Genomic DNA, 24,341 nt, shown 5'->3' with positions numbered 1-24,341 from the left:
CACCAGCTTAAAGATATGCCTTCTAGACCAATTTCTTGCTTTTGGAATTAGTGTTGCATTTGATTTGACAATTCAGGGCTTTTTTAAATTCTATATATTCTTCAATTTCTTTCTTTTGTTCGTCAGTCAGGTCGTCGTCCATATGGGCTGCAACGAGTAGATTATCATCAACTTGTCTGCCGAGTAGATAATCAGTGGTTACGTCGAATAAATCGGCAAGTTTTACCAAATCTTCGTTGTTAATATTTCTTTTATTAGATTCCCACATGCCAACGGTACTTTGACTAACGGACATTGTTTCTGCCAGTTGTTGCTGGCTCATACTTCGACGACCGCGAAGATAAGCTATTCGTGATCCAGTAGTTTCCATAATAAACAACTCCTTATTGGTAATTGTACTATTACTTTCCGTGTTAGTTAATTATTTTAAGTAATTATCACTAAAAGTGTTGACTATTACTTGTAGTGATGATATTATTATTACGTTGAGTGATAGGAGATGAGTTAATGAAACGCAAAAATTTAATTGATGAAAGAATCAAATCTAAAAAAACACAGCTTGATTTATCTGATGAAATTGGTATTTCAATCTCTATGTATGCACAGATTGAGCAAGGACGCCGTAACCCATCTGATGAAGTTAAAGAACGTATTGCTAATGCGCTAGGGGTTAATGTCGGTTATCTTTTTTTTGGAGAACCAATCACTATAAGTGATAATTTTAAGGAGGTGAGCAAATGACGGATAAGATCCAAATAAAGAAAGGGCATGTCTTCATAAATGAAACTGAAATCAACCAAGTAGAAGAAATCAAGATTTGTTTTATGCCGAATGCCCATTCAGAAGTAGCTATTAAATTTTTAGCTGATACCGTTACTGTTGACCAAGAAGTTTGTTGAGAAATGCAATGGTTACACCACTGGCCGTAGCCTTTAAAACTTCTAAAGAAAAACTTCCGGTTTTCGCGGCAATTGATTTTGTCTTTTTCCAATTTTCTTCGGAGCGGATATTTGCCAAAAATTCATGTCCTTCTGGTGTAAGGTCCTTAATAACAAAACTCCTTGACATATAGAAAGTAAGACCTGAAATCAGTCCAGAATTTGACGTCTCACGGATATGGTACAGCAACGTTTCCATATCATATTTCTCAAGAAGCCCATCATCCGCAAATGCTTGTGGCTTAACTTCTTGGCTAAATGTAGCGTGCTTTTCAACAGTTAAAAGCACATCTCGAATACAATCTGGGTCAAGTTTCAATATAATCACCTCCTTATGAGGTAATTATATCGTTTATCAAGTTATCAAAGAACACTTTTTAAGGAGGTGAACTAAATGGATGATAAAGAGCTTGTACGACATCAGAGAATTGAGCTGACAATCCAAACTATCAAGGAACTATCTGAGAATCTTTTATATCTTTCTAATCTTTTAGCTGATGATCTTGCTTTAGACGATCAGTTGCTTCACGAAAATTTAAATCAGAAAGAATAAATGTGCAGATCGTACTAATATAGCTCTTCATATCAGCAATATCCCAATCGTGTTTCTTATAGTAGTGTGTTTCATCATTACCAATTTTGATGGATACCTGCCCCAATATTTTTATGCTTTGGGTATCTAATTTAGCCAAGGCGTTCTGAAGGCTCATCTTTTGAATTTTGACTTCTTCAGTCGGATACAAATAAATAGCATAGTCCTTTACTAAAAACTCAAGAGCTTTCCGATAGCCCATTCCAGTTAGCTCATTTAATCCATTTTTCTCTGCCTTTAGGGATTGGTTGTAGATTGAAATAAATCTTGGAGAAATATTTTGAATTTGAGAAGGGAACATTTCATTGGAAATTTTTACTGACTGTTTTTTTAACGGTGCGTAAGAACGAAACTTTTTTATTAATGGGTTTTCGGGAAGTATTGAAAATAAGTCAGTAATGATAGATTCACAAAACGGACATTTCAATAATAAAAAGTATTTGCCATGTTCGCTAAATCTTCCAAGAGAATCGGAAGTATATCCTTCAGCAAGTACTTCACTATTTTGTGGAAGGATGGCATTACAAAACTGGCACTTACTTGGAATATTTAGATGAATATTTTGATCGAAAATAGTTATCTTCTTTTTAATTGGATTCATATTCATCAACTCCTTACGCTAATTATCGCATAGGAAGCTGACTTTAAGGAGGTGATTCCATGACACGTCAAGAAATGATTCAAGTATTGAAGTTAGCTCGTCCAGAGCTACCAACATCATACTGGTTCGGTTTTAGCAACGATGAGCTGGCAAAGCATGTTGAGTTAATGCAAATTTGGGAAAAGCAACATAGCGATGAAGCTATTTTTGCTTAATTAAATTGTACCGCCTAATCGTATGTATTAGGGTTCAACCTTTACACAATGGGAGTTGGAATAATGGAACAAATTGATATTAGAAAAGAAATGGCAGCAGCTATTGGCCGTTCAAATCGCCAGCACAAAGATATTGCTATTTCACTAGGAACAACTGGTCAAAATTTATCTAACATTCTGAATGATAAAAAAAGAGCTGTTCCAACAAAATGGTTAATCGATTTAGCCAGAGAGTTAGATGATACAGACTTCAAAATGATCGTTGCTGATGAGATTTTAAATCTTGGCTTATATACTCCGGCAAAAAGCATTAATTTCCCACTTGCTAGAAAAACAATGCTTGATAAGGAACAGTCAGAACGTGAGAGCTTAGATTCTGCAATCGCAATGATATTTAGTAAGCCAGTTAATGATTGGCTTGAAGATGATATGTCACTGGTTGAAAGGCATCAAAAAGAATTGCGTGAGGAAATCGCTTCTGAGATTAATTACCTGGAATCGATTGATCAATATATCAAGCAAAAACTAGATTATTTAAATTAATTAAGGAGTTGGACTAAATGCAAGCGTCAGTTGAGCTTGACGGTAACTTAACAGCAGAAATTGTTAAAGCAGTTGTTGAAGAGTTAACGCCGGTAATAATCGAAAAGGTTAAATCTGAATACACTATTGAAAAGCCAATGAATAAAAAGGAAATCGCAACTAATGTTCTTGGGTGTTCTGATAACAGGCAAGTTGATGAGTACATCGAACAAGGAATGCCATTTTTCCTAGTTGGCACTCAAAAACGTTTCATTCCTAGTGAAGTTCGTAAATGGCAAATCAAAAATCAAAGGAGTTATTGAGATGAAACAAGTACGAGATTATTTAGCGTTAGGAAACGACTTTTGGGGCAACTTTATTGCAGCTGAAATTATCATAATTCCAACGCTAGTTGTCATCAGTTTAATTGTTACTTCAAACATTTTCTAGGTGGCGATCATATGAAAAAAGAGCATAAAAAAAGACCACTCACGGCAATGAGTGATCTAAAGGCATTACAAAATAAATTATACGTTAATTCTAACACGAAATGGAGTTGTTGGAAATGGTAATGAGTGATTTTGATTTAAGACGTGATAATGATTGTGCTAATAATGCTTTTGATGACAGAAAGCCAGTTGCTTATGACTGGGAAGATAAAGGCCTGTACAACGGCGATGAAGTTATTCGGTTTTATGTGAGTGGCGAAGAGATTCTTGTTCTTGATGATCGTCGCGAGATTACAAATTTCATTAATGAGTTCTTTAATCCAGAGCCAGAAACGATAGGAGAGTAATCAATATGTTAAACGCACTTCAAAAAGACGAGTTAGACGAAGCAAAAGAATTTGCTCAAGAAAAGAAGCCGTTCCAAGTAACAGACAGTTCGAGTGCTGACTGGGTACTCGGTAAACTAGCAGCGCTTAAGGCTGAAGATAAAGAGAACGATAAGACACTTAAAGATAATATTGCACAGGCTAAAGCGTGGCGTGATCGTAAGTCCAAAGAAACACAAGATTCAAGAGACTACTTTGAATCATTACTAACGTCATATTTTCAAGCTAAGCAACAAGATGACCCTAAATTCAAGATTGATACACCAAACGGAGTTGTTAAGGCTAAGAAAGTACCAGCTAAATGGATTTATGATGACAAACTATTAATTAAATCACTGAAAGAAGCAGACGCCACTAAATATATTCGCATTAAAGAAGAACCTGATAAAAAGCCACTTAAAACCGAATTATCAGTAACAGCTTTAGGCGATGTGATTACTGAAGACGGCGTAAAGCTGGATGGCGTTCATGTTGATCCAGCTTCTTACAAGATTGAAATTAAGCCACTTGAAATGGAGGAAAAATAATGACTAAAGAGGTTACAGCGGTTGAGAGCAGATCAGTTAATAACTCTGGCTTGGCACTAATTGAAAATGAAACAACTCAACAAATGGCTACACAATTACAAGCAATTTCAAATTTTCAAACGATGGTGCAAAAGAACTTAACACCAAAACAAGACTATGGCGTTATCCCTGGTACTGGTAAGCCAACGTTATTAAAGCCTGGTGCTGAAAAGATTCAAATGTTAATGGGCGTAACTAGCGAATACAACGTGGTTGATAAGGTTGAAGACTATGACAAAGGATTTTTCGCTTACACAATCAAATGCGTGTTGAAAAAGAATGATCAGAAGATTACTGAGGGACTTGGATCAGCTAACACAAAAGAGAAGAAATATGTTAAGCAAGACCCTTATTCAATGATTAACACCGTTTTAAAAATGGCTAAAAAGCGTGCTCAAGTTGATGCAACACTGACCATTGCTAGCTTATCTAATGTATTTACTCAAGACATTGAAGACATGGATAATATTGCCCAACAAGAAAAAATCGCAAGCGTTGATTCAAATAATGCTGGTGATTTGGTTGTTAGTTTTGGTAAGTATCGTAATCAAACTATTAATCAGATTTATTTTGATCATCCTGACTATGTCGAGTGGCTTGCAAGCTCAAGCAATAGAGCTGATGTTAAGAAAGCAGCTCAAATTGTTGTTCAACAGGGTGGCAATAAACGTGTTCCTAGCGCTTCTAAACCTAAACCAGCAACTACACAGCAGAAACCGAAAGTGGCCGTGTCATCCTCTTCAAATAGGACACAAGCACAAGCTGATTTAAGTAAGTCAGCTGCGTATGATCGAAGCCTAGAAAATCAAATGCCACCTGATTACGGACAGAATGTTGACATTTCAGATGACGACTTACCATTCTAATTATTAACTAGTTCGTTTGCGGTGGGTGGGTAGGTATAGCAACACAATCAGTAGAAATAAAATAATCGTATGAGGAGGTGAACGCCTTGGACTTATTCAAACAGTTACGCGCATTCTATGATCAATTAGACCTAAATCCGCTAAGTTCTTCAGAGATTGCCCTATGGCACGCATTGACGTTCTATAACAACAAGCTGCAAGCAAGCGAATTTACGATAGCTGCATCGGTGTTATGCGCGAAGTCTGGTTTGAAAGAGAGAAACTTCTTCAAGGCACGAAACGCCTTAACTCAAAGTGGGTTGATTACGTGGAAATCAAGAAATGGTAATCAATCGGCTGTCTATCATATGAGAGCCTTGTATGAACCTTTGCCTGCATATAGTGCAGACAGTAGTACAGACAGTCGTTCATACAGTAGTGCAGACAGTAGTACAGACAGTCGTTCACCATTAACTACTATAACTAAAACTAAAACTGTAACTAAAAAGAGTAAGTCACCAAAACGCAAAAAGCGCGTTTATGCCGACGACTCCGTTGAGCTAACTTTAGCTGATAAATTATTTAAGCGAATCAAAGAGAACAACCCAGAGACACGTGAACCTAATTTACAAAACTGGGCTGATGACATTCGCTTGATGATTGAGAGAGACAATCGCAAAGCTAACAAAATTGAGAACATGATTGATCGTTGCCAAGAAGACAGCTTCTGGAGTGGTGTTATTTTGTCTGCTAAGAAGCTACGTGAGAAGTACGATACCATGGCTGCTCAATTCAACAGACCGGCTAAACAAGCTAAGACACAAAAGAGTGTTGGTGTAATGCCCAAATGGCTAAAGGATCAACAGGCAGGGCAGCACTTAAAGCCAGCAGAATTAAGCGATGAGCAGAAAGCACAGAACAAACGAGTTGCTGAAAAATTAGCTGCTTTGAAAAAATCTACGGCAGAAATATAAGGAGACGATTTTGAGTGACAAGTGATCAAAAAATACTAAAAGAATATCTTGAGGCAAGAATGATGATCTTTAACAATGATATGCAGCGGATTCTGTCCAGTATGGGCAGAAGTATCAATGTTCCAACTAACGTCAAAATTGCCATGGGTAAGCTAAGCGTAAAGCAAAAGAACCAAGTCATTTGTGAGTTGCTGTTGCGGTTTTAGGAGGTCAAATCATGAAATATTGGCAGATATTCTATCTTGACAGCAATTCTAAATTAGCTTCGTTGCCAGAAGAGTTTTACGACCAACATTTGGCAATCAAGCTATGCAGACGCCTGAACAAAGTTTCTAGCTATGATCAATACAAAGTAATCGAGGTAGAACGATGAACAGTCAGAAGATATTATAAGATAACGTGCTTAGCCTATACGCTCATACAAAACTTAGCTTGTCGGAATTAGCTGATCGTTGTGGGATAGGTGCTTCAACGCTAGTTGGCATAATGAACGGCAATCATAGCACCATGCTAGAAACACTCGACAGAATGGCAGACAAGCTGAATGTCACTACAAACGATCTGATAACAGCAGACTACGCAAATAATAATTGGCAGGAAATGATGAAATGAACGGTAATCAACGTGTGTTTAGAGAATATTTGAAAGATTCGATGGCACGACATAGCCATGACATGGTTCGCTCACTACAAGCCATTGGTCGATATGCACCGCCAGAAGTTTCAATTCCATTTAGCCGATTGACCACATCAGAGAAGAATCAAGTTATTTACGAGGTGCTAAAAGATGAGTGCGAAAAGTGAATTAATCCTTGAAGCTGTCCGTTCGATTGAATCCGACTATGGAACACTCGAAGAGGCACCATATGACGACCCAAGATTTAACATTCCAAGAGAGATTTATAAAGATGATAAATTGCCAACGGGTCGCAAGCCAACACTCAGCTCAGAGTTGATTAAAAACCTCTGGGCACAAGGATTTACTGATGATGAGATTATCGGCTATATCGAAGAAAATCAAGACGTTAACGTGTCATTATCAACCATTCGAAAGGCACGTCAGAAATTTGGTAATCCCAATAAATTGGTTTGGGTGCTAACACGTGGCTTACAGAGAACGATTATCCCAACAAACAATGAACTTGCAGATTTTTTAAGGTTTAAAACGCACGGTGTAAACAAAGAACAATTAATTGAACGAGCCAAACAAGATGGCTGGATTGTCACAATGATTGTATCTCATGACTATTGATTATGTAGCAGCAATAATCAGCATTATCGTACTGATTACAACGTTATTTTTCAGCGACTGGTTGCCCCTTGTTGCGCTGATCATAACGTTAGTGATTGTGTTTATTATTATTTGGAAATTGTTGGAGGAATAGACGATGAAAGACTATAAAGTAGGCGACACGATTTATGTAAAATGTACTATTGTACAAATTGATGAAAATGACCATGAAAAACCATGTGGTATCAAATTTGTTGATGGGGCTTATGGTACCCAAGCATGGCCCAACCGTTCAGCTATCATTGACGAATTACCAACAGCAGAACCAGTTAAACCAGTGTTGCCTAAAGATGTTGCTGATGAAATACAACAAGCTAAAGACATGCGTTTGAATTTTTACATGTATATTATTAAGTTTGCTAAGGATTCTGCAACATGTGATTTTGCTCTTTACAACTGTCTTGCTGATGTTTCTGATGAACAATTTAAGATTTTATCTGACGCATGGTATAACGGCTACACGGTTGAAAAAGAATCGCGTTACATGGTGTATGTACCCGGAACAAATAAGGACTTTGTCTATTGCAAGCGTGGCAAGTGGTCAAAAAAAGGCGCTAATCCAGAAACACCTGTTACACCGCAGTCAATTGCAACGTGGCGTGCTTGCAAAGATAAAGATGAAAGCTTGTTTGAATTCACTGATGCAGAAATTACTAAGTTTGGTTTGCAAGACTGCGAGAAAGAAGAGGTGACTGATGATGAACTATGAGACGAAGCGGGACGTGTTTGAGAAGGCACTAAGAGAATGGAACGATTTGGTTCACAGTTGTGGACTTCAAGGAGAAGAAGCGCACGGTGGATGCGAGTTTGACCCAATCTTAATTAAATATAATAAGGACTATGATGCCGCCTTGCCAGATGATATGCCGGTGATTTCAGTTCACGTTGCAACCTATATTGAGTGGTGTAAGAAGCATAATGCAGAACTTCGAGAAGCTTTATATTTCAGCACTGATGGCTTTGACTATGTTGAGCAAGATGAAATTAGAATCGGTGACTGGATCGCATATCATCAAGAAGCCTTTGCTCGCGCATGGTTAGACGGTTATGAGGTGGAGAAATGAGTGAATGCCAATATTGTCATTTTGAAGATAAATATACGTATAGCGCAAAAAAGATGTTATATAAGGAACGTGCTTTGGACAATACGATTCGTTATTTAGGTTGCGATATCATGCGTCAAGATGACGGTATTGAATTGACTATTAACGTTAATACGCAAGATGTAGTGTACCAACGGGGCGTACTTATTAATTATTGTCCAATGTGTGGAAGGAAGTTAGGAAACAAATGAAAAAGAAAATATGGTTAATCGTGACAGGGCTGGCGTTAATGCTTAGCCTGTCCGGTTGTGCTTCGTGGAATCGATTCACCAAAAATTTTAGCAGTGACGTTAATAACGGCTTGCCTAGACGCATTCGAGTTTACAACGTTGATGGGAAAGTGATATTTGACCAAAAAGGTAAATTTGACATTGACTATAAAGATCATGACGTCCAATATATCGATCAAAAAAATCGTAAGCACAACATTTACATTGGTTCCGGCACTGTAATTGTTGATGAGTTGAAGTAGGCGACTGAATGAGGTTATTACAATCAGGAATTGTGTTCTTTGCAGTATGGGCGTTTCAAGCTTGGCTTTATAAGATTGGTGGCGGTCATATTGAAGAGTTTGACGAGTATCTTATGTATATCATTTCAGCAGTTTTCGCATTAACTAGCTATGCAATGGGGTTGTTAAAAGATATAGATGATTAAGTTAGTTATCATGGGGGAGCCTGTGCCCCAAGGTCGCCCTAGGTTTAAAAGAATAGGCAAATTTGTTCAAACGTATGACCCACCTAAATCAAAAGCTTATAAAGCGTTAGTCAAACGTCAGGCACTTGAACAGTGGCACAGAGAGCCCCTACAAGGCGCTTTGGCTTGCAAGGTGAAAGTGTACCGGTCAATTCAAAAGAGTGGCAGTAAGCGAGAAAAGGTGCTAAAAGAAGCAGGTAAAATCAGACCAACTAAAAAGCCTGACGTTGATAACTACTTCAAAGGCGTTACTGATCCACTGACCGGTATTGTGTGGGAAGATGACGCGTTGATCGTTGAATCGACAATAAGCAAGTACTATTCGGATAATCCACGTGTTGAAGTTGAAATCGAGGAATTAGAGCAATAAAAAAGGCCACCCGCAGGCAGCCCTAAATAATTAATCGACAACTAATTATAGCATAAGGGGCGCGGTTTAGTGGGCTTATTACCAGAAGTTGATGAAGATAAAAGCATTGAAAATGCAAAAGAAATACTTTCAAATTATCGCCGTTTGTCAAGAATGGCTGGCCAAAAATTAACAGACATCCAATCGCCAACGTTTGATGGTATGCCAAAAGCGTCTAGCTATGAGAACCGCATCGAAACAAAAATAGTTAATCATATAGATGCAGAAGCAATCATCAATAATTGCCAACAGGCAATGTCTGTTATGAACAAAACAAGTTATTGGGTACTTTATTATACGTATTTTTGTGAACCAGCATTAACGCATTATCAGATTGCTGCTAAAGTTGGTTATGCAGCAGGATCGATTGATAAACTTAAGCTAAGGGGGTTGTTGGAGTTTGCTGAAGCTTATCCGGGCGAAAAATTGTTAGTTTTCAAAGATTAAAAGCAAAACAACGATTCGTAGCAATTATACGGAGTTTAGAAGCAACGAGAAGTACCAAGTGTGCTATATTGATATTATCGATAAGAACAAGGAGAGCAATAAGGCGGAAAACTTACTGCTCACAAAATAAACTATATTCTTTGTTGTCGGCCAACAAGTAATATAAGTTTCACGTCGTATGGCTGGTGCTAACAAGCGGTTCGATTCCGCTTCATGCGGTTCTCTAATCAAGAGAAAACAAAAAATAAAAATGAAAGATCTTATTTCTTCGTTGTGCGACTTGGTAGTTGATCAGCTGTTCGATTCAGTTGCGCACAGTTCCTTCCTGAAGGAGGATATTTTTACCTACAAGCAGTATTATCCAAGCAATATCAAAAGTTCGGGTAAGTCGTACAAATTCCTTCCAAACAATAATTAATTAAAGCCAATCGCCGACTTTTGATATTGCAATACATAATATATTGTTCGGCATCTTCTTACGTGTTGGCAAGCACGTTTCGTCTTAGCTGAGGCGATAGTGTGAAAAGAAGATAAAGCCTCAGTGCTAATTGAATCCAAGAAGGACTGAGTATGGCAGGAGCTGGGAACCTCAAACTGCATTGCTGGTTATTGCTTCGTGTTTGGACGGTCACTTGAGTGGCGCTGGTTCGAGACCAACAAGCAATATACTTAGTTTATGACACCTTAACCGGTGTCTTTTTTTATGCTTAAAAATTGGAGGTGTGGTGATCTATGTGAGCCATAAATTAACATCAAAGCAGCAAAAGTTTGCTGACGAATATATTGAAAGCGGAAATGCTTTTCAGTCAGCAATTAACGCTGGTTATTCAAAGAATTATTCCAAGGCGCAATCTTCTAAATTGTTGGAAAATGTTGGAATTAAATCTTATATCGATGAGCGAATGCAGGAACTTGAATCACAAAAGATTATGGGTGCTAAAGAAGCGATTGAGTTACTAACCAGCATTGCTCGTGGTGAAATAAAGGAAACGGTGGTTGTCAGTACGCCAATTGGGGCTGAAGAAGTCCAAAAAGAAGCTGACTTCAAAACAAGAATTTCTGCTATTCGTGAAATACTTAAACGCTATCCTGATTCTGATAAATTGACTGAAGCTCAAGTTCGTAAAGCTAGTGCAGAAGCAGAGATCGTTGAATACAAAGCAGAAGTGCTTAGAGGTGGTAACAGTACAGATATTAATATCACGATAGGCGGTGATGCTGATGGCGATTAATCTTAATATTCCTAACCCTAAAAAGGTATTCAATGACGACTTTTATAGTCACCTTTTTGATTATTCTCATTTCACTGAAGTTTATTATGGCGGTGCTTCAAGTGGTAAGTCACACGGTGTAGTGCAAAAAGTAATCATTAAAGCATGTCAGAATTGGGACTACCCACGCAAGGTGTTGTGGCTAAGAAAGGTAGGTACGTCCGTTAAGTTGTCTATTTTCGAAGACGTCAAAGACGGGCTGGCAAATCTTGGGTTGTTGCCATTCTGTAAGGTTAATAACTCAAACTATGAAATCACTTTGCCTAACGGTGCCTTGTTTATCTTTAAAGGCATGGATGATAGCGAAAAGATTAAATCAATCAAAGGTATCTCTGATGTGGTTATGGAAGAAGCAACAGATTTTATCCTTGAAGATTATACGCAGCTTACCTTGCGTTTACGTGAGAAAAAACATAAGCATCGCCAGATATTCTTAATGTTTAACCCAGTTAGCAAGCTGAATTGGGTCTATAAGGAGTTTTTCGAGCAAGAACCACCGACTGGCACATCGATTATTCAATCAACCTATTTGAATAATCATTTCTTAGACGATCAAGTAAAAGAGCATATTGAAGATTTGCAACGAAGCAACCCAGCTTATTATCGTATCTATGCACTCGGTGAGTTTGCGACACTTGATAAGCTAGTGTTTCCTAAGTTTGAAAAGACAAGGCTTGATGACAACAATAGCAATTTAAGGCAGTTAAAAGATTTGTTTGGCCTCGACTTTGGTTATGTTAATGATCCGAGTGCGTTTATTCATATCAAAGTTGACGAGAAGAACAAGACAATTTATTTCCTAGAAGAATACGTTCGTAAGGGAATGCTGAACAACGAAATAGCTGGTGCTATTAAACAGATGGGCTATCAGAAAGAAATAATCACGGCTGACGCTGCTGAAAAGAAGTCCATTGAAGAGATTAAGCGTGATGGTGTAACACGCATTAGACCGGCTAAGAAAGGCCCTGACAGTGTTGTGCAAGGAATTGCGTTCTTGCAGCAATATCGATTAGTTGTTGATGATCGTTGTGTGAAGCTGATTGAAGAATTAGAGAATTACACATACGTGAAAGATAAGAAGACTGGCGAATACACTAATCAGCCAGTCGATAGTTATAACCATGTTATCGATGCTGTTCGTTACGCAGTTGAAGAAATCAATGGTCAAGCAAGGCCAAAAGCAAAAGTTGTTAAGAATTACTACATTTAGAAAGGAGTGTTTGTTATCGAAGATACTAGTTTAATGGGATTAGGATATATTTCTGATAACGGCTCGTTTATTTTCCCGGTCGATGAAGAGCTAACACCAAAAGAACTGAAATACTTTATCGATTATTACCAAAGTAACGTTCGAAAAGAATACGTTGACGATTTAAACCTATACCGTGGTGACCATGCCATATTGCATAAGCCGGGCAAGATAGGTAATCGACCTGATAACCGCATTGTAGCCAATATGGCACATTATATTGTCGATACGTTCAATGGTTATTTCATAGGTGTTCCACCTAAGATTACGCTTGATAAAACGGACCAAGATAAGAAGTTACAATCTTGGAATAATGCTAATTCATTCCAAGACAAGTTATCAGAAGCAAGCCGATTAGCAGATATTTATGGGCGTTCTTATATGTTGGTTTACCAAGATGAGAACAAACAAACATGTGTTGCTGTTTCAGACACTAGAACGTCATTTACGATTTACGATGACACAATCAGCCACGAACCGTTAGCGTTTGTGCGTTATAGCTATGACAGCAGTCTTAAGTTACACGGCAATGTTTATTTTGCTAAGAAGTATTATCGGTTTGATGGTGAGATTAGTTTTGATGAGCCAAAGCCTAATGTTTATGGTGTTGTTCCAGCTGTTGAGTTCTATGACAATGAAGACCGCCAGAGTGTATTTGATAATGTTAAGACGCTTATCAATGCGTTAGACTCCGCCTTAAGCCAGAAAGCTAATCAGAACGAATACTTTGATAATGCCTATTTAAAGATATTGGGGTTGGCATTACCAGAAGATGATGATGGCAATCCACAGGTTGATATTGACGATAATCAGATTATTTATAGCCCTGACGCCAAGTCTAATGAAGCTGATGTTAGTTTTATTGACAAACCTGATGGCGATAACTTGCAAGAGAATTTCATTCAGCATTTAACTGATTTAACTTATCAAATATCGATGGTTGCTAATCTTAATGACGCAGCCTTTTCTGGTAATTCTAGTGGTGTTGCGCTGCAATACAAACTATTGCCGATGAAGAACATGGCAGCAAACAAGGAACGTAAGTTTACGCAAGCATTAAGACAATTATTCCGTATTGTTTTTAGTGCTGAACAAGTTCTTGGCAGTGGCACTAAGGATAAATGGCAAGACTTATCTTTCCAATTTAATCGCAACTTGCCAATTAATATGGCTGACGAAGCGTCAACTGTTGCTAATTTAACTGGGATTGTTAGTCAAGAAACGCAAATTGGCACATTATCATTTGTAGATGACCCCAAAAAAGAAATGCAACGCATCGCTGATGAGCAAGACAGTAAGATGCAACAAGCTAAGCGATCGTTAGCTGATTATTCTGATGATCGCATTAAACAAGATAAGAAGTAGGTGTTAGCCTATGGATCAGTATTGGGAAAAGCGTGAAAAAGATTGGATTAAAGATAACCTACGTAGTGATGCAGAGTTTGATAAAGAAATTCAGCGTCATTATCAGCAGGCTTTAAAGAGCATCAACAATGACATTAATCGGTTCTATGCCAATTATGCCAAGCGTGAAGGAATATCCATGAGCGAAGCCGTTAAGCGGGTTGCTAGTGAAGATGTAAAAGACTTCTCCAAACGTGCTGGTGAAATGGTCAGAAATAAGGACTTTTCAGATAATGCCAATAGGCGTTTGCGGTTATACAATGCAACGATGAGAATTAATCGGCTAGAACAGCTAAAGTCACAGATTGGTTTGAATTTAACCGAGATGAGTGCTGGCCAAGAGAAGTCTTTTACCGATAAATTCAACAAGGATTATCTAAATGAAATTAGTCGTCAAGCGGGTATTTTAGGTGCAGACAAGCTAGTTATTAGCGATGAAATGTTAGCAAGTGTGGTTAACAGTTCATACCAGAACGCAACTTGGTCAGATCGGTTGTGGGCTAATCAAGACGAGCTAAAAGGCTTGCTAGATAATCTACTCACACAAGCTGTAATTCAAGGCACAGGACCAATTGAACTCGCTAGGCGTATATCTAACCAGATGGATGCTAAAGCGTATGTAGCACAAAGATTAGCACGCACTGAGACGGCAAGAATTCAAGACCAAGCACAAACGGATTCGTTCAAGGAATATGGCTATGAAAAAATACGGTGGATTGCTGAACCTAGCGCTTGTAAGACGTGCTTAGAGATTGCAAGCGAGAATGATGGTATTTATTCGCTACAAGATGTTCCAATGATACCTGTTCATCCTAATTGCCGTTGTTCTAAGTCGGCTTATATGGATAGAGACACCTTAATGACTGACATTGATAACAGAATATCTAAAGGAAAAAGCACCTAGCAAATAAGCCAAGTGCTATTTTTGTACCCAAAATGTCCAAGCATTGATGACATTAAAAGCTATGGAAAAAGTGCAAGCATTGATCCACTAAAAAAGCTATGGAAGGAGTTCTTAAGATGAATGAAGAAAACAGTGGTGTAGAGACTAACGTTAAGGACACTGCAGGGTCTGAAACTGAAGAAACTAAGCCTGAAACGACAGCTAAGTATACCGACGAAGATGTCAACCGCATTATTGACGAAAAATATGCTAAGTGGAATAAGAGCAAAGAAGAAGAGTTGGCTAAGAAACAAGCTGAAGCCGAAGAAGCTAAAAAGCTCAAGAAAATGAATGATGATCAGAAGACTCAATATCAAATTGAAAAACTGACCAAAGAGCTTGAAGAAGCTAAGTCTACCAACGCCAAATTTGCGATGACTAAGCAAGCACAAACAATGTTTGAGGACGTTAAGATTCCCGTAACTAGCGACGATTTAGAACATGTCGTCACATCTGATGCCGAAAGTACTAAAGCTAACGTTCAATGGTTAATCGATCATGATGCAGAAGTTCGTGAGCGAACTCGTCAAGAATTCCTAACAGGAGAAACACCACGTGATACGGCTAAATCAATCACGGCTGTATCACAACAAGATTTTGACCGCATGGATTTTTCTGAAAAAGCTAAATTAGCCAAAGAAGATCCAGACCTATTTAAAAAATTAACAGGAGGCCTATAACATGGCAAATACAGCACCTACAAAATTAGCAGACTTGGTAAATCCACAAGTCCTTGCTCCAATCGTAAGCTATGAATTGGATAAAGCATTACGTTTCACACCTTTAGCAAAGGTAGACACAACATTACAAGGACAAGCTGGTTCAGTAATCACTTATTCAGCATTCACTTATATTGGCGACGCAGAAGATGTTCCTGAAGGTGAACCAATGCCTTTAGACAAGATCGGTACAACTACAAAGACAGCAACAATCAAGAAAGCTGCAAAAGGTACTTCAATGACTGATGAAGCAGTTTTAAGTGGCTATGGAGATGTTGTTGGTGAACATACTAAGCAATTAGCTTTGTCATTAGCTAACAAGATTGATAACGACATTTTGGAAGCTGCTAAGACAGCGACACAAAAAATTGTGTTTATACCAACCGTTGCAGGTGTTCAAGCAGCATTAGACATCTATGATGATGAAGACGACAAGACAATTGTTGCTATCATGAGTCCTAAAGACGCAGCAGCATTACGTGCTGACGCTATCGAAAAAAGAGCTGGTTCAGATGTTGGCGCTAATCAATTAGTTAGTGGCACATATATGGACGTGTTAGGCGTGCAAATTGTACGTTCTAAGAAACTTGCAGAAGGCGAAGCAGTCTTTATCCGTGTTGATGAAACTAAGCCAGCTATTAAATTAATCATGAAACGCAATGCTCAAGTTGAAACCGACCGTGACATCTTAATTGGCTCAACGATTATGACAGCGAATGAACATTACGGTGTTTATGTTTATTATGACAAGAATTTAATCTACTCTGCCCCAAAAGCGTAGCGCCAGCTCCCAACCCAGCGACTGGCATTAAATTAAGCCAAGCAACATGGGCTGGCAAAGTTGGCGACACTAAACAATTAACAATTACTGCAGTTCCTGATGATGCAGATAACGCAGAAGCGATTGTCGGTGGTGTTACTTATGCAAGTGATACTGAAGCGGTGGCAACTGTTGCAGAAGATGGCACAATGACTGCTGTTACAGCAGGTTCAGCTAACATCACAGCAACTAGTGGCGACTTTACAGCAACTTGCAAGGCAACTATTTCAGCAGCTGAATAAGGAGTGATCTAATGGCAGATACTGATTTAACAAAGAGCGTGCAGGTAATGCTTGGACTGCCCGATGAAGTAATGACACAGCAACGAGAAAAAATCGAATTAATAATCGATATTACAAGTAAACGGCTGATTAACATGCTTAAAGGCGTATCTAAGAGCGTTCCTGATGAGCTAAGCTATATTGTCATTGAAGTGTCTGTTGCTCGTTATAACCGAATTGCTAACGAAGGAATGAAGTCTTATTCGCAAGAAGGGGAAAGTATTACTTTCAGCAATTCCGACTTTGATGAATTCCAGAACGACATTAGCAATTGGCTGGACAATCAAGCTGTTACCAAATCAACGCTAGGCAAAGTTAGATTTATTGGTGGTGGTAACCATGCGCTTTGATAATTGTGTTCACTTCTATGATGACAGTGAAGAACATTATGACCCTGAATTAGGTGAATATGTAGGTGGTGTTGAGCTTTTAGGAACACTTATGGCTAATGTTACCGATGTTGGTACGGAGCGTGCTAATGAACTATTAGGCGATTATAAACAACGAGCTAAAGTTGTTAGAACACAGCTTGACCCGCCTAATAAATGGGCTTATTTGATGATTGGTGATAGTGGAATTAAGTATTATCCGCAAACAGCTAGAAAGCCGTTAAAACAGCACAGTTTGATTGTGAGTGAACTCAAATGAGCAAAGGCCTAACTGTAAAAGGTATCGCAAAACTTGAGGCAAAACTTCGAAAAGGAACCAATCTAAGCGATGTTAAAAACGTTGTTAAGCTGAATGGTTCTGAACTACAAGCAAGTGCTATGAAGTTCGCACCAGTTGATACAGGTTATCTGAAACGAAACATTGATTTGAGCATTGAAAATAGTGGCATGACCGCAAGAATCAGTTCTGATGCTAGTTATGCAGCTTATCAAGAATATGGCACTCGCTATCAAACGGGAACACCACATGTTAAGCCTGCTTACGACAAGCAGAAACCGCAGTTTAAATCTGATCTCAATAAATTAATGAAGTGAGGCGGTGTTATTGATTAAAACGCCTGACCAAGAATTATTTGACGCTGTTTATACTATTTCCAGTAAGTTTGGTTATTCAACTTATGACCATTTATCAACTGATGAGATACCCTATCCATTCGTTGTAGTTGGTGGTACGCAAATCATTTTGCCACCAACAAAAGTTACTGGTATTGCGCCAAACATCAGCATTAGGGTTGACGCATGGGGTAACAAAAAACAGCGGCAAGAAGTTTCAAACATGTTAAATGCGTTATTAAAAGCAGCGCGACAGCTCCACAGAACACAAAACTATACATGGCAAATAAGGAATCAGGCTAGTTCACCGCAGTTAATCGGTGATACAAGCACTGATTCTTTTTTATGGCACGGAATTCTAGATATTGAAATGAAATTAACCTAGGAGGTTATGTAATGGCTAATGAGAACGAATTAACTTACTTGCAAGGTATTGATACCTTGGCTTTTGCTCGTAAGTTGGTTGAAGCAAAAACAAAAGAAGGAACATTGATTCCTTGGCAAACGTCATTGTCATTTGATCCACAACGTGACAGTGACACTAATCCAACAAAAGATGGCGTTGTAACAACATCAAGTTCAGTAGAAACAGATTTTGAAGTTGAGTTCATCAACAACACCTCTGCAATCGCTGACGCTATGTATGACAGCTTGTTTGAAGGCGACAAGTTGGAAGCGTGGATTGTTTATCGCAATCGACGTAATGCTGCGGGCAAATACTTTGCGTGGTACTTGCAAGCTACTGTTTCAGAAGACAGCAATGACAATGATCCGGACGATAACTCAACTCGTGATGTGTCATTTGCAGTTTCTGGCACGCCTAAACGTGGTTGGTTGGAATTGCCAGCTCAAGCTCAAGAACAAATTGATTACGTGTTCCGTGGTTTGGGCGTTGTTACTGACGAAGACGAAACAGGTGGCGGTGACAAGTGGGCGGCAGAAGACGCAGGCACTAATGTGACTGACCCAAAATAGACGCCCCGGTTTCGGTTACCGGGGTTACTGCTAACCCAACGTCATTATCTGTTGAAGTCGGCAAAACAGGGACATTCACCTATGCAGTGCAACCAGATAATGCGACTGACAAATCAGTTGCTGTCAAATCATCTGACGACACAATTGCAACAGTATCGGATAAAGCCGGCACCGTAACCGTTACAGGTGTCAAAGCTGGAACTGGAAAAGTTACTGGCACAACAACTGACGGTTCAAAGACTTTTGAAGTGACACTAACTGTCACTGCTCCAGCCTAGCAATAGCAAAACTCGCCTAACAAAATCACAGTACCTGGCAAACAGGGGCGGGTATTAAGGAGATCATTTCATGGAAATTACTATTAATAAACAAAAACAAGTTCTTAATTTTGGCGTTCGATTTGTTCGTGAATTAGATAAAATTGCAAGCTTATCAGTTAAAGGTGTGTCACTTGGCATGGGATTAACCAAGACATTGCCCGGATTACAATCTTATGACGCAGCAGTATTGTCTGACATTATTTACGCGGCAACAGTAACAAACAGTCCACAACCATCACGAAATGATGTTGATGATTATATTGACGGTTGCGAAAACTTAGAAGAAATTTTTACTCAAGTAACCGAAGAAATTAACAACGCCAATGCAACAAAAGCTGCGTTAAAAAACATGAAAGCCTAGATAGCGAAAAGAATTCAGAGCAGGAATATTACGAAATTCTGCTGAATTCATTAGCCTATCTAGGCTTTTCTCGCATTGTGGACATTGAGCGTATGACCATCGCTGAATACAACTTGCGAATGGAAGCTTACAAGCTCAAAGAAGCAGAAGACCGAGAAAACATCGCCTTACAGGCTTGGTATAACCAACAAGTTCAAGCGACTGTTGGCAAGAAGAATCCCAAGCCAAAGTACAAGACGTTCACTGAATTTTATGACATTGACGAGTACAAGAACCAGATTAGAACGGCATTTGAAGCTGATTTTGAGCCTGATCGACTTGGCAAGCATGAAGCAGTGCGCAAACAGACAGAAATCTTCAACAAACGAATGGAAGAATTCAAGAAATTGAAAGCGGCAGGCAAGATTATTCCGCTGTCAGAAAGGAGGTAAATTATGGCAGAAGGTTATAGTGTCGAAGCCGTATTGAGTGCCGTTGACAAGAGCTTCACGTCAGGCTTCAAGAACGCTATTAATTCGGTTGAGAATTTCCAGTCAAGAGTTAATAGCTCAATGAGCGCTGTTGGTAAGACATTAACTATCGCAGGTACGGCCATTACTGCAATCGGCGTTAAATCATTAGCTAGTTTTGGTAAGTTTCAAGCTAGTTTGAATAAAGCCGCTGTTACGGCTGGTGGCACAGCCAAGGATATTGATAAATTGGCTGATGTTGCAAATAGAATGGGTGCTGAACTACCTATCAGTGCTCAAGACGCCGCAGATGCAATGGTTGAAATGGCACAAGCTGGTGCTGATGTTAAAACGATTATTAAAATCTTTCCAGCCATCGCTCAAGCGGCAACTGCTGCTGGTGCAGATTTGCAATCAACCGCGTCAGTTGTACAGCAAGCGATGAACATCTGGGGCAAGAGTATTGGTTCAAGTGCTCAAGCGGCTGCGGTATTCACAACAGCTGCTAACGTTTCTAACGCATCAATTGAAGATATGCAACAAGTCATGGCTGACGTTGGCGCAACTGCTTCTCAAATGGGTATTTCCTTGCAAGATACAACAACTGCTGTTGGCTTGCTGACTAACAAAGGGATTCCTGCTGCTCAAGCAGCACAAAACTTGAACTTTGCATTAACTAGAATGATTAAACCGTCTAAATCTGCAAAAGATGTCATGAATGAGTTAGGACTTTCGTATTTTGATGCTCAAGGAAACATGAAGCCGTTAGCTTCTATTCTGTCTGATTTGAATAAGAAGACATCTAAATTGACTAATGAGCAGAAAGCAAATGCGTTGTCTATTCTGTTCGGACAGTCAGGCTATAAAGTAATGTCTAACTTGATGGATTCAGTTGCTGATAGTAGCGGTAATGTAACAACAAGTTGGTCTGCTATGAATAGTGAATTAAAGAAAGTTTCTTCTAGCACAGAAGCAGCCAATAAAGTTCTTTCTGATCAAGCTGCAGAAATGCAAAAGAACATCGGTTCAAAGATTGAACAAGTCGGCGGTAATTGGGAAGCATTATCTAATAAAGCTTATCAAGCTTCAGCGGGCGTTAATGGTGCATTCCTTGATATGATCAATTCTGCTTTAAACTGGGCTACCGTTTCAAATTCATCTTCAGCAGAAGCAATTCGCGGTTTTGTTGGCATGATGCCAGCCATTGGTGCAATAGTTACTGCAATAGGTACTATGTCGATGTCAATTGCTAATGCCGGAAAAATATTCTCAAATATTGGCGGTGCGATAGCTGGTTTGGTTAGTCCTGTTAGTTTAGTTATGATTGCCATCGCAGCATTAGCCACAGGATTTATTATGGCCTATAAAAACAGTTCTCAATTGAGGTCGGCGATTGCAGGAATTGGCAAGGCTTTTAGCTCGGTATTCGGGCCAGCTATTGATGGTGCTTCAAAAACTATTGGTGGTTTGAAAGGCAAGATAACTGAAATCACAACAGCGATTGGTAACAATTTGACTGGTGCAATCAAGAGTATTGACTGGTCACAAATTGCAAACGGTGCAATGGCAGCATTTCAGTTAATTGGCCAAGGCGTGCAGATTGCAATTGGTGTTATTAAGAACATCATATCTGCGATTAAAGAAATGGTAGCCGCTTTTATGGCAACCAAGGCGGTTCAAACGATTATAAGCGCGGTTTCCAGTTATGTTTCTGCGGTTGCAGGTAATGTCCAAACTGTCATTGGCAAAGTTAAAGAAATGGCTTCTTCATTTTCTAGCGTTGGTGGTTCAGCAAGTGTGTTCACAACCATTGGAACATTTATTGGCAAGGTTGTAATTGCGATTGGCAACGTGATTAGCGGTATCGCTTCAATGATTAATTCGTTTAATCAGGCAGGTGGCACAGCGGCAGTTTTTGAAGCAATCAAAGGTGTTATGGTACCGATTGTTGGCATTATCGCAGGAATTGTCAGTGCAGTAGTTAACTTTGTTTCTTCTGCCCAAGGTGCAAAAATCATTCAAACTATCTTTAGTGCGATTGGTACGGCAGTAGCCGCAGTGGCAAAAGTTCTTAATGCGTTATCGCCGATAATTGTTGGTATTGCAGCTGGGTTTGCTGCGTTTAGCGGCATATTAAAGATCATGAATATGGTCAACACGGCCACATCGCTCGTTAAAAATGGATTTATGGCAATAAAGACGATTTTTACAGTTCTAAGTTTAATGAATCCTTTTGCGTTGGTGGTAGTTGCTATTGTAGCCGTTGTAGCTGCCGTGGTAGTTGCATATAACAAATTTGCGTGGTTTAGAGATTTTGTTAATAGCGTTGGTGCTTCAATCATGGCTGGTTGGTCTGCAATCGCTGCATGGTTCGCACAATTATGGACAAACATCGTTACAACAGCGATTAGCATTTGGACGACGTTATCAACGTTCTTTACTACATTGTGGACATCAATCGTAACTGTGGCGACAACAATTTGGCAGAGTTTCTTAACGTCAATTCAACCATTAATTGCAGCAATTCAAAATCTTTGGTCAGCTTTGACGGAATTCTTTTCATTACTATGGACAGGAATTGTAGCTGCCGCAACTGTTATTTGGAACACGTTAGTTTTGATTTTTGCACCAATCGTTGCAGCTATTCAAGCAACGTGGCAAGTTCTAACAGCATTCTTCTCTGGGCTTTGGGACACGATTGTGGCCTATGCGACTATGGTTTGGAATGTTATTACGGTCGTAATATCAACAGCAATGAGTGTTGTTCAAACGGTTATTTCAACGATCATGAGTTCAATTTCAGCTATTTGGTCTGGCGTTTGGAATTCTATTAAGGCAGTTCTTAGTGGTATTTGGAGCGTCATCATAACTTTGGTGTCTGCCGCAATTAATGTTGTCGCAGACGTGATTCGTGGCGTGACAGCTGCAATTAAAGGCGATTGGTCAGGTGTTTGGAATGCAATCAAGGCTGTTGCGTCAACAGTTTGGAATGCAATTAACAGCGTTATTAGAACAGCAATTAATACTGCTAAGACAGTTATTTCAAATGTGTTGAAGACTATTAAATCAGTATTCACCAGCACTTGGAACAGCATCAAGAGCATAACGACAACGGTCTGGAATGGTATTAAATCTGTTGTTACTTCAGTAATCAATGGCATTAAGAGTATTGTAAGCGCTGGGTTAAACGCTGTTAAAAGTGTTATTAGCTCCGTTTCAAATGGTATTAAGTCAATATTTACGTCAATTTGGAATTCGCTAAAGTCAATTGTTACTGGTGCTTTTAGCGGCGTTGTTTCTGCAGTTAAAGGTGGTATGCAACGTGCTTACAGTGCAGTTACTGGCTTTGTTGGAAAAATGGCAAGTGCTGGTGCTAATTTTGTTCACGGTTTTGTAAGAGGTGTTACTGGGGCGATTGGTGGAGCTGTGTCCGCAGCTGCAAGCATGGCTAAAAGAGCGTTAGGAGCAGCTAAGAAAGCATTGGGCATTCATTCTCCCTCACGTGTAATGCGTGATCAGGTTGGTAAGTATGTACCACTTGGTATGGCGGTTGGTATTGAAAAAAATATCAAAGCTGTATCTGATGCAGCAGAAAATGTTGCTAATGCAGCAGTTGTTGATGTTCCAGCAGTAAATACAACTGATTTCACACGTTCGCTTCGTGCAATTAACAGCAAGATGAATAACGTTAATGTAACACCGAACCTTAACCTTAATTATGCGCAAAATAAAACCATTGAAGTGCCTGTTTATTTAGATACTCATGAAATTGCACGAGCAACAGCACAACCAATTCAAGTTGAAATGAATAGAATTACTAGATTAAGTAACCGGCCAAGGGGGATTGTTTAGTATGTATGATTTCAGAGATATGAATGTTTTCACTGGTGATGAAACTCCGTCATATCCAGCGGAAGCAATGCAAGTTGACGGGACATATCTTGAAGACGTGATCCTGGGTTATCGAACCTTGCAAGTTACAGGTAGGGAATTGCTTAATCAAGATGTTGCGAAACAACAAATTGGGCGTTCAGATGGTGAGTCTCTGCAATATGTCCGCAACCCGTCACGGGAAATTACGGTTGTTTATGAACTTGTTTCTGCTAGTAATCAAGAGTTCAGACAATCGTTTAGAAAAATGAACGAAGTATTGCACGGCGAACAACATCAACTTATTTTCAATGACGATAAAACAAAATATTGGTTAGGAACATTTTCAGATGTGGAAGAAGTGCCGGGTGGTAGAAACTCGATTACTTCTTCCTTTTCTTTTGAAGTTGTTGACGGTGTGGCTCATTCCATAGACGTTTCAACAGCAGTAGTAGATGAAACAGGCAAAATCAATATCGACAACCGCGGCACGTATCCAACTTATCCGATTATCACGGCCAAGATGAAGTCCGATAACGGTTTAGTTGCTATGGTTAATGATAATGGTGGTGTGCTTGAGTTTGGTAATCCTGATGAGATTGATGGTGTAACCAAGCAAAAGTCTGATAAGGCCTTCTATTGCGG

Annotated in this window: 42 protein-coding genes; 39 read left to right on the top strand and 3 right to left on the bottom strand. The window is 39.2% G+C overall.

Going from position 1 to position 24,341, the window contains the following annotated elements; all coding sequences use genetic code 11:
- Positions 1-22 precede the first annotated feature (22 nt).
- Positions 23-370 (bottom strand): helix-turn-helix domain-containing protein, encoded by a 348-nt coding sequence (locus tag EKM65_RS09740; protein WP_125607957.1) that lies wholly within the window; start codon positions 368-370, stop codon positions 23-25.
- Positions 371-507: 137 nt separating this feature from the next.
- Between EKM65_RS09740 and EKM65_RS09735 the strand changes: the two genes are divergently transcribed.
- Positions 508-741, top strand: a complete 234-nt coding sequence (locus EKM65_RS09735; RefSeq protein WP_125607955.1) for a helix-turn-helix domain-containing protein — start codon at positions 508-510, stop codon at positions 739-741.
- Positions 738-899 carry a hypothetical protein gene (locus EKM65_RS11330; RefSeq protein ID WP_164506901.1) on the top strand — a complete coding sequence of 54 codons (162 nt, stop codon included), beginning with the start codon at positions 738-740 and terminating at the stop codon, positions 897-899. The genes EKM65_RS09735 and EKM65_RS11330 overlap by 4 nt, the downstream gene beginning before the upstream one ends.
- Here the strand turns inward: EKM65_RS11330 and EKM65_RS09730 are convergent.
- Positions 874-1,257, bottom strand: a complete 384-nt coding sequence (locus tag EKM65_RS09730) for a DUF2513 domain-containing protein (RefSeq protein ID WP_125607953.1) — start codon at positions 1,255-1,257, stop codon at positions 874-876. The two genes, EKM65_RS11330 and EKM65_RS09730, sit on opposite strands and share 26 nt — an antisense overlap.
- Positions 1,258-1,420: 163 nt before the next feature.
- Positions 1,421-2,131 (bottom strand): hypothetical protein, encoded by a 711-nt coding sequence (locus EKM65_RS09725; RefSeq protein WP_125607951.1) that lies wholly within the window; start codon positions 2,129-2,131, stop codon positions 1,421-1,423.
- Between the two features lie 59 nt (positions 2,132-2,190).
- On the opposite strand from EKM65_RS09725, the gene EKM65_RS11325 reads away from it, so the two are divergent.
- From EKM65_RS11325 to EKM65_RS09560, 37 genes are all read left to right on the top strand, one after another.
- Positions 2,191-2,346 carry a hypothetical protein gene (locus EKM65_RS11325; protein ID WP_164506900.1) on the top strand — a complete coding sequence of 52 codons (156 nt, stop codon included), beginning with the start codon at positions 2,191-2,193 and terminating at the stop codon, positions 2,344-2,346.
- A 63-nt stretch (positions 2,347-2,409) separates the two neighbouring features.
- Positions 2,410-2,889: a hypothetical protein gene (locus EKM65_RS09720; RefSeq protein WP_125607949.1), complete on the top strand. Its 480-nt coding sequence runs from the start codon at positions 2,410-2,412 to the stop codon at positions 2,887-2,889.
- Positions 2,890-2,906: 17 nt separating this feature from the next.
- A complete protein-coding gene (locus EKM65_RS09715; RefSeq protein WP_125607947.1) occupies positions 2,907-3,191 on the top strand; it encodes a hypothetical protein in 285 nt (94 codons plus the stop codon).
- A 1-nt stretch (position 3,192) separates the two neighbouring features.
- Positions 3,193-3,318 carry a hypothetical protein gene (locus EKM65_RS11575; protein ID WP_263853619.1) on the top strand — a complete coding sequence of 42 codons (126 nt, stop codon included), beginning with the start codon at positions 3,193-3,195 and terminating at the stop codon, positions 3,316-3,318.
- A gap of 115 nt (positions 3,319-3,433) precedes the next feature.
- Complete coding sequence (locus tag EKM65_RS09710) at positions 3,434-3,664, top strand: hypothetical protein (protein WP_125607945.1); 231 nt, start codon at positions 3,434-3,436, stop codon at positions 3,662-3,664.
- Between the two features lie 5 nt (positions 3,665-3,669).
- Positions 3,670-4,230: a host-nuclease inhibitor Gam family protein gene (locus EKM65_RS09705; RefSeq protein ID WP_125607943.1), complete on the top strand. Its 561-nt coding sequence runs from the start codon at positions 3,670-3,672 to the stop codon at positions 4,228-4,230.
- The gene (locus tag EKM65_RS09700; RefSeq protein WP_125607941.1) at positions 4,230-5,135 is read left to right on the top strand and encodes a hypothetical protein; all 906 of its coding nucleotides are present in this window, start codon (positions 4,230-4,232) and stop codon (positions 5,133-5,135) included. Before EKM65_RS09705 ends, EKM65_RS09700 begins: the two co-directional genes overlap by 1 nt.
- Before the next feature lie 86 nt (positions 5,136-5,221).
- Complete coding sequence (locus EKM65_RS09695) at positions 5,222-6,088, top strand: hypothetical protein (RefSeq protein ID WP_125607939.1); 867 nt, start codon at positions 5,222-5,224, stop codon at positions 6,086-6,088.
- Positions 6,089-6,102: 14 nt separating this feature from the next.
- Positions 6,103-6,294, top strand: a complete 192-nt coding sequence (locus EKM65_RS09690) for a hypothetical protein (protein WP_125607937.1) — start codon at positions 6,103-6,105, stop codon at positions 6,292-6,294.
- Between the two features lie 11 nt (positions 6,295-6,305).
- A complete protein-coding gene (locus EKM65_RS11320; RefSeq protein WP_164506899.1) occupies positions 6,306-6,461 on the top strand; it encodes a hypothetical protein in 156 nt (51 codons plus the stop codon).
- 26 nt (positions 6,462-6,487) lie between these two features.
- Complete coding sequence (locus EKM65_RS11620; RefSeq protein ID WP_125607935.1) at positions 6,488-6,700, top strand: helix-turn-helix domain-containing protein; 213 nt, start codon at positions 6,488-6,490, stop codon at positions 6,698-6,700.
- The gene (locus EKM65_RS09680) at positions 6,697-6,891 is read left to right on the top strand and encodes a hypothetical protein (RefSeq protein ID WP_125607933.1); all 195 of its coding nucleotides are present in this window, start codon (positions 6,697-6,699) and stop codon (positions 6,889-6,891) included. The genes EKM65_RS11620 and EKM65_RS09680 overlap by 4 nt, the downstream gene beginning before the upstream one ends.
- Positions 6,875-7,339 (top strand): hypothetical protein, encoded by a 465-nt coding sequence (locus tag EKM65_RS09675; RefSeq protein WP_125607931.1) that lies wholly within the window; start codon positions 6,875-6,877, stop codon positions 7,337-7,339. The genes EKM65_RS09680 and EKM65_RS09675 overlap by 17 nt, the downstream gene beginning before the upstream one ends.
- A gap of 136 nt (positions 7,340-7,475) precedes the next feature.
- Positions 7,476-8,087 (top strand): DUF1642 domain-containing protein, encoded by a 612-nt coding sequence (locus EKM65_RS09670; protein ID WP_125607929.1) that lies wholly within the window; start codon positions 7,476-7,478, stop codon positions 8,085-8,087.
- A complete protein-coding gene (locus EKM65_RS09665) occupies positions 8,074-8,442 on the top strand; it encodes a DUF1642 domain-containing protein (RefSeq protein WP_225420449.1) in 369 nt (122 codons plus the stop codon). Before EKM65_RS09670 ends, EKM65_RS09665 begins: the two co-directional genes overlap by 14 nt.
- On the top strand, positions 8,439-8,672 hold the full coding sequence (locus EKM65_RS09660; protein ID WP_125607927.1) for a hypothetical protein: 234 nt from the start codon (positions 8,439-8,441) through the stop codon (positions 8,670-8,672). The genes EKM65_RS09665 and EKM65_RS09660 overlap by 4 nt, the downstream gene beginning before the upstream one ends.
- Positions 8,669-8,953, top strand: a complete 285-nt coding sequence (locus EKM65_RS09655; RefSeq protein ID WP_125607925.1) for a beta-sandwich lipoprotein — start codon at positions 8,669-8,671, stop codon at positions 8,951-8,953. The genes EKM65_RS09660 and EKM65_RS09655 overlap by 4 nt, the downstream gene beginning before the upstream one ends.
- Before the next feature lie 8 nt (positions 8,954-8,961).
- Complete coding sequence (locus tag EKM65_RS11315; protein ID WP_164506897.1) at positions 8,962-9,138, top strand: hypothetical protein; 177 nt, start codon at positions 8,962-8,964, stop codon at positions 9,136-9,138.
- Positions 9,131-9,547, top strand: coding sequence for a RusA family crossover junction endodeoxyribonuclease (locus tag EKM65_RS09650; RefSeq protein ID WP_125607923.1), 417 nt, complete (start codon positions 9,131-9,133; stop codon positions 9,545-9,547). Before EKM65_RS11315 ends, EKM65_RS09650 begins: the two co-directional genes overlap by 8 nt.
- Before the next feature lie 69 nt (positions 9,548-9,616).
- The gene (locus tag EKM65_RS09645) at positions 9,617-10,033 is read left to right on the top strand and encodes an ArpU family phage packaging/lysis transcriptional regulator (RefSeq protein WP_125607921.1); all 417 of its coding nucleotides are present in this window, start codon (positions 9,617-9,619) and stop codon (positions 10,031-10,033) included.
- Between the two features lie 734 nt (positions 10,034-10,767).
- On the top strand, positions 10,768-11,265 hold the full coding sequence (locus tag EKM65_RS09640) for a terminase small subunit (protein ID WP_125607920.1): 498 nt from the start codon (positions 10,768-10,770) through the stop codon (positions 11,263-11,265).
- Positions 11,249-12,514, top strand: coding sequence for a PBSX family phage terminase large subunit (locus EKM65_RS09635; protein ID WP_191987321.1), 1,266 nt, complete (start codon positions 11,249-11,251; stop codon positions 12,512-12,514). The genes EKM65_RS09640 and EKM65_RS09635 overlap by 17 nt, the downstream gene beginning before the upstream one ends.
- Positions 12,515-12,547: 33 nt before the next feature.
- The gene (locus tag EKM65_RS09630; protein WP_125607918.1) at positions 12,548-13,918 is read left to right on the top strand and encodes a phage portal protein; all 1,371 of its coding nucleotides are present in this window, start codon (positions 12,548-12,550) and stop codon (positions 13,916-13,918) included.
- Positions 13,919-13,928: 10 nt separating this feature from the next.
- Entirely contained in the window at positions 13,929-14,861 is a 933-nt protein-coding gene (locus EKM65_RS09625) for a minor capsid protein (protein WP_125607916.1), read from the top strand.
- 116 nt (positions 14,862-14,977) lie between these two features.
- Positions 14,978-15,580 carry a DUF4355 domain-containing protein gene (locus EKM65_RS09620; RefSeq protein ID WP_164506896.1) on the top strand — a complete coding sequence of 201 codons (603 nt, stop codon included), beginning with the start codon at positions 14,978-14,980 and terminating at the stop codon, positions 15,578-15,580.
- 1 nt (position 15,581) lies between these two features.
- Positions 15,582-16,400, top strand: coding sequence for a phage major capsid protein (locus EKM65_RS09615; protein ID WP_125607912.1), 819 nt, complete (start codon positions 15,582-15,584; stop codon positions 16,398-16,400).
- A 26-nt stretch (positions 16,401-16,426) separates the two neighbouring features.
- Positions 16,427-16,681 (top strand): Ig-like domain-containing protein, encoded by a 255-nt coding sequence (locus EKM65_RS09610; RefSeq protein ID WP_125607909.1) that lies wholly within the window; start codon positions 16,427-16,429, stop codon positions 16,679-16,681.
- An 11-nt stretch (positions 16,682-16,692) separates the two neighbouring features.
- Entirely contained in the window at positions 16,693-17,070 is a 378-nt protein-coding gene (locus EKM65_RS09605) for a phage head-tail connector protein (RefSeq protein WP_225420448.1), read from the top strand.
- Entirely contained in the window at positions 17,060-17,368 is a 309-nt protein-coding gene (locus EKM65_RS09600; RefSeq protein WP_125607907.1) for a hypothetical protein, read from the top strand. Before EKM65_RS09605 ends, EKM65_RS09600 begins: the two co-directional genes overlap by 11 nt.
- Positions 17,365-17,703: an HK97-gp10 family putative phage morphogenesis protein gene (locus EKM65_RS09595; RefSeq protein WP_125607905.1), complete on the top strand. Its 339-nt coding sequence runs from the start codon at positions 17,365-17,367 to the stop codon at positions 17,701-17,703. The genes EKM65_RS09600 and EKM65_RS09595 overlap by 4 nt, the downstream gene beginning before the upstream one ends.
- A 10-nt stretch (positions 17,704-17,713) precedes the next feature.
- A complete protein-coding gene (locus EKM65_RS09590; RefSeq protein WP_125607903.1) occupies positions 17,714-18,106 on the top strand; it encodes a hypothetical protein in 393 nt (130 codons plus the stop codon).
- 11 nt (positions 18,107-18,117) lie between these two features.
- Positions 18,118-18,696, top strand: a complete 579-nt coding sequence (locus tag EKM65_RS09585) for a phage tail protein (protein ID WP_125607901.1) — start codon at positions 18,118-18,120, stop codon at positions 18,694-18,696.
- Entirely contained in the window at positions 18,693-18,974 is a 282-nt protein-coding gene (locus tag EKM65_RS09580; RefSeq protein ID WP_125607899.1) for an Ig-like domain-containing protein, read from the top strand. Before EKM65_RS09585 ends, EKM65_RS09580 begins: the two co-directional genes overlap by 4 nt.
- A 70-nt stretch (positions 18,975-19,044) precedes the next feature.
- Entirely contained in the window at positions 19,045-19,377 is a 333-nt protein-coding gene (locus EKM65_RS09575; protein ID WP_125607898.1) for a tail assembly chaperone, read from the top strand.
- A gap of 92 nt (positions 19,378-19,469) precedes the next feature.
- Positions 19,470-19,808 (top strand): hypothetical protein, encoded by a 339-nt coding sequence (locus tag EKM65_RS09570; protein ID WP_125607897.1) that lies wholly within the window; start codon positions 19,470-19,472, stop codon positions 19,806-19,808.
- 3 nt (positions 19,809-19,811) lie between these two features.
- Entirely contained in the window at positions 19,812-23,678 is a 3,867-nt protein-coding gene (locus EKM65_RS09565; RefSeq protein ID WP_125607895.1) for a phage tail tape measure protein, read from the top strand.
- Position 23,679: 1 nt separating this feature from the next.
- Positions 23,680-24,341, top strand: a 662-nt coding sequence (locus EKM65_RS09560; protein ID WP_164506895.1) for a distal tail protein Dit, incomplete at its 3' end; no start/stop codon positions are given.

Origin of the sequence: Lapidilactobacillus bayanensis (genome assembly GCF_003946695.1) — a bacterium.
Lineage (GTDB): Bacteria > Bacillota > Bacilli > Lactobacillales > Lactobacillaceae > Lapidilactobacillus > Lapidilactobacillus bayanensis.
The sequence above is the reverse complement of the archived record's forward strand: the minus strand, read 5'-3'. Positions and strand labels throughout refer to the sequence as shown.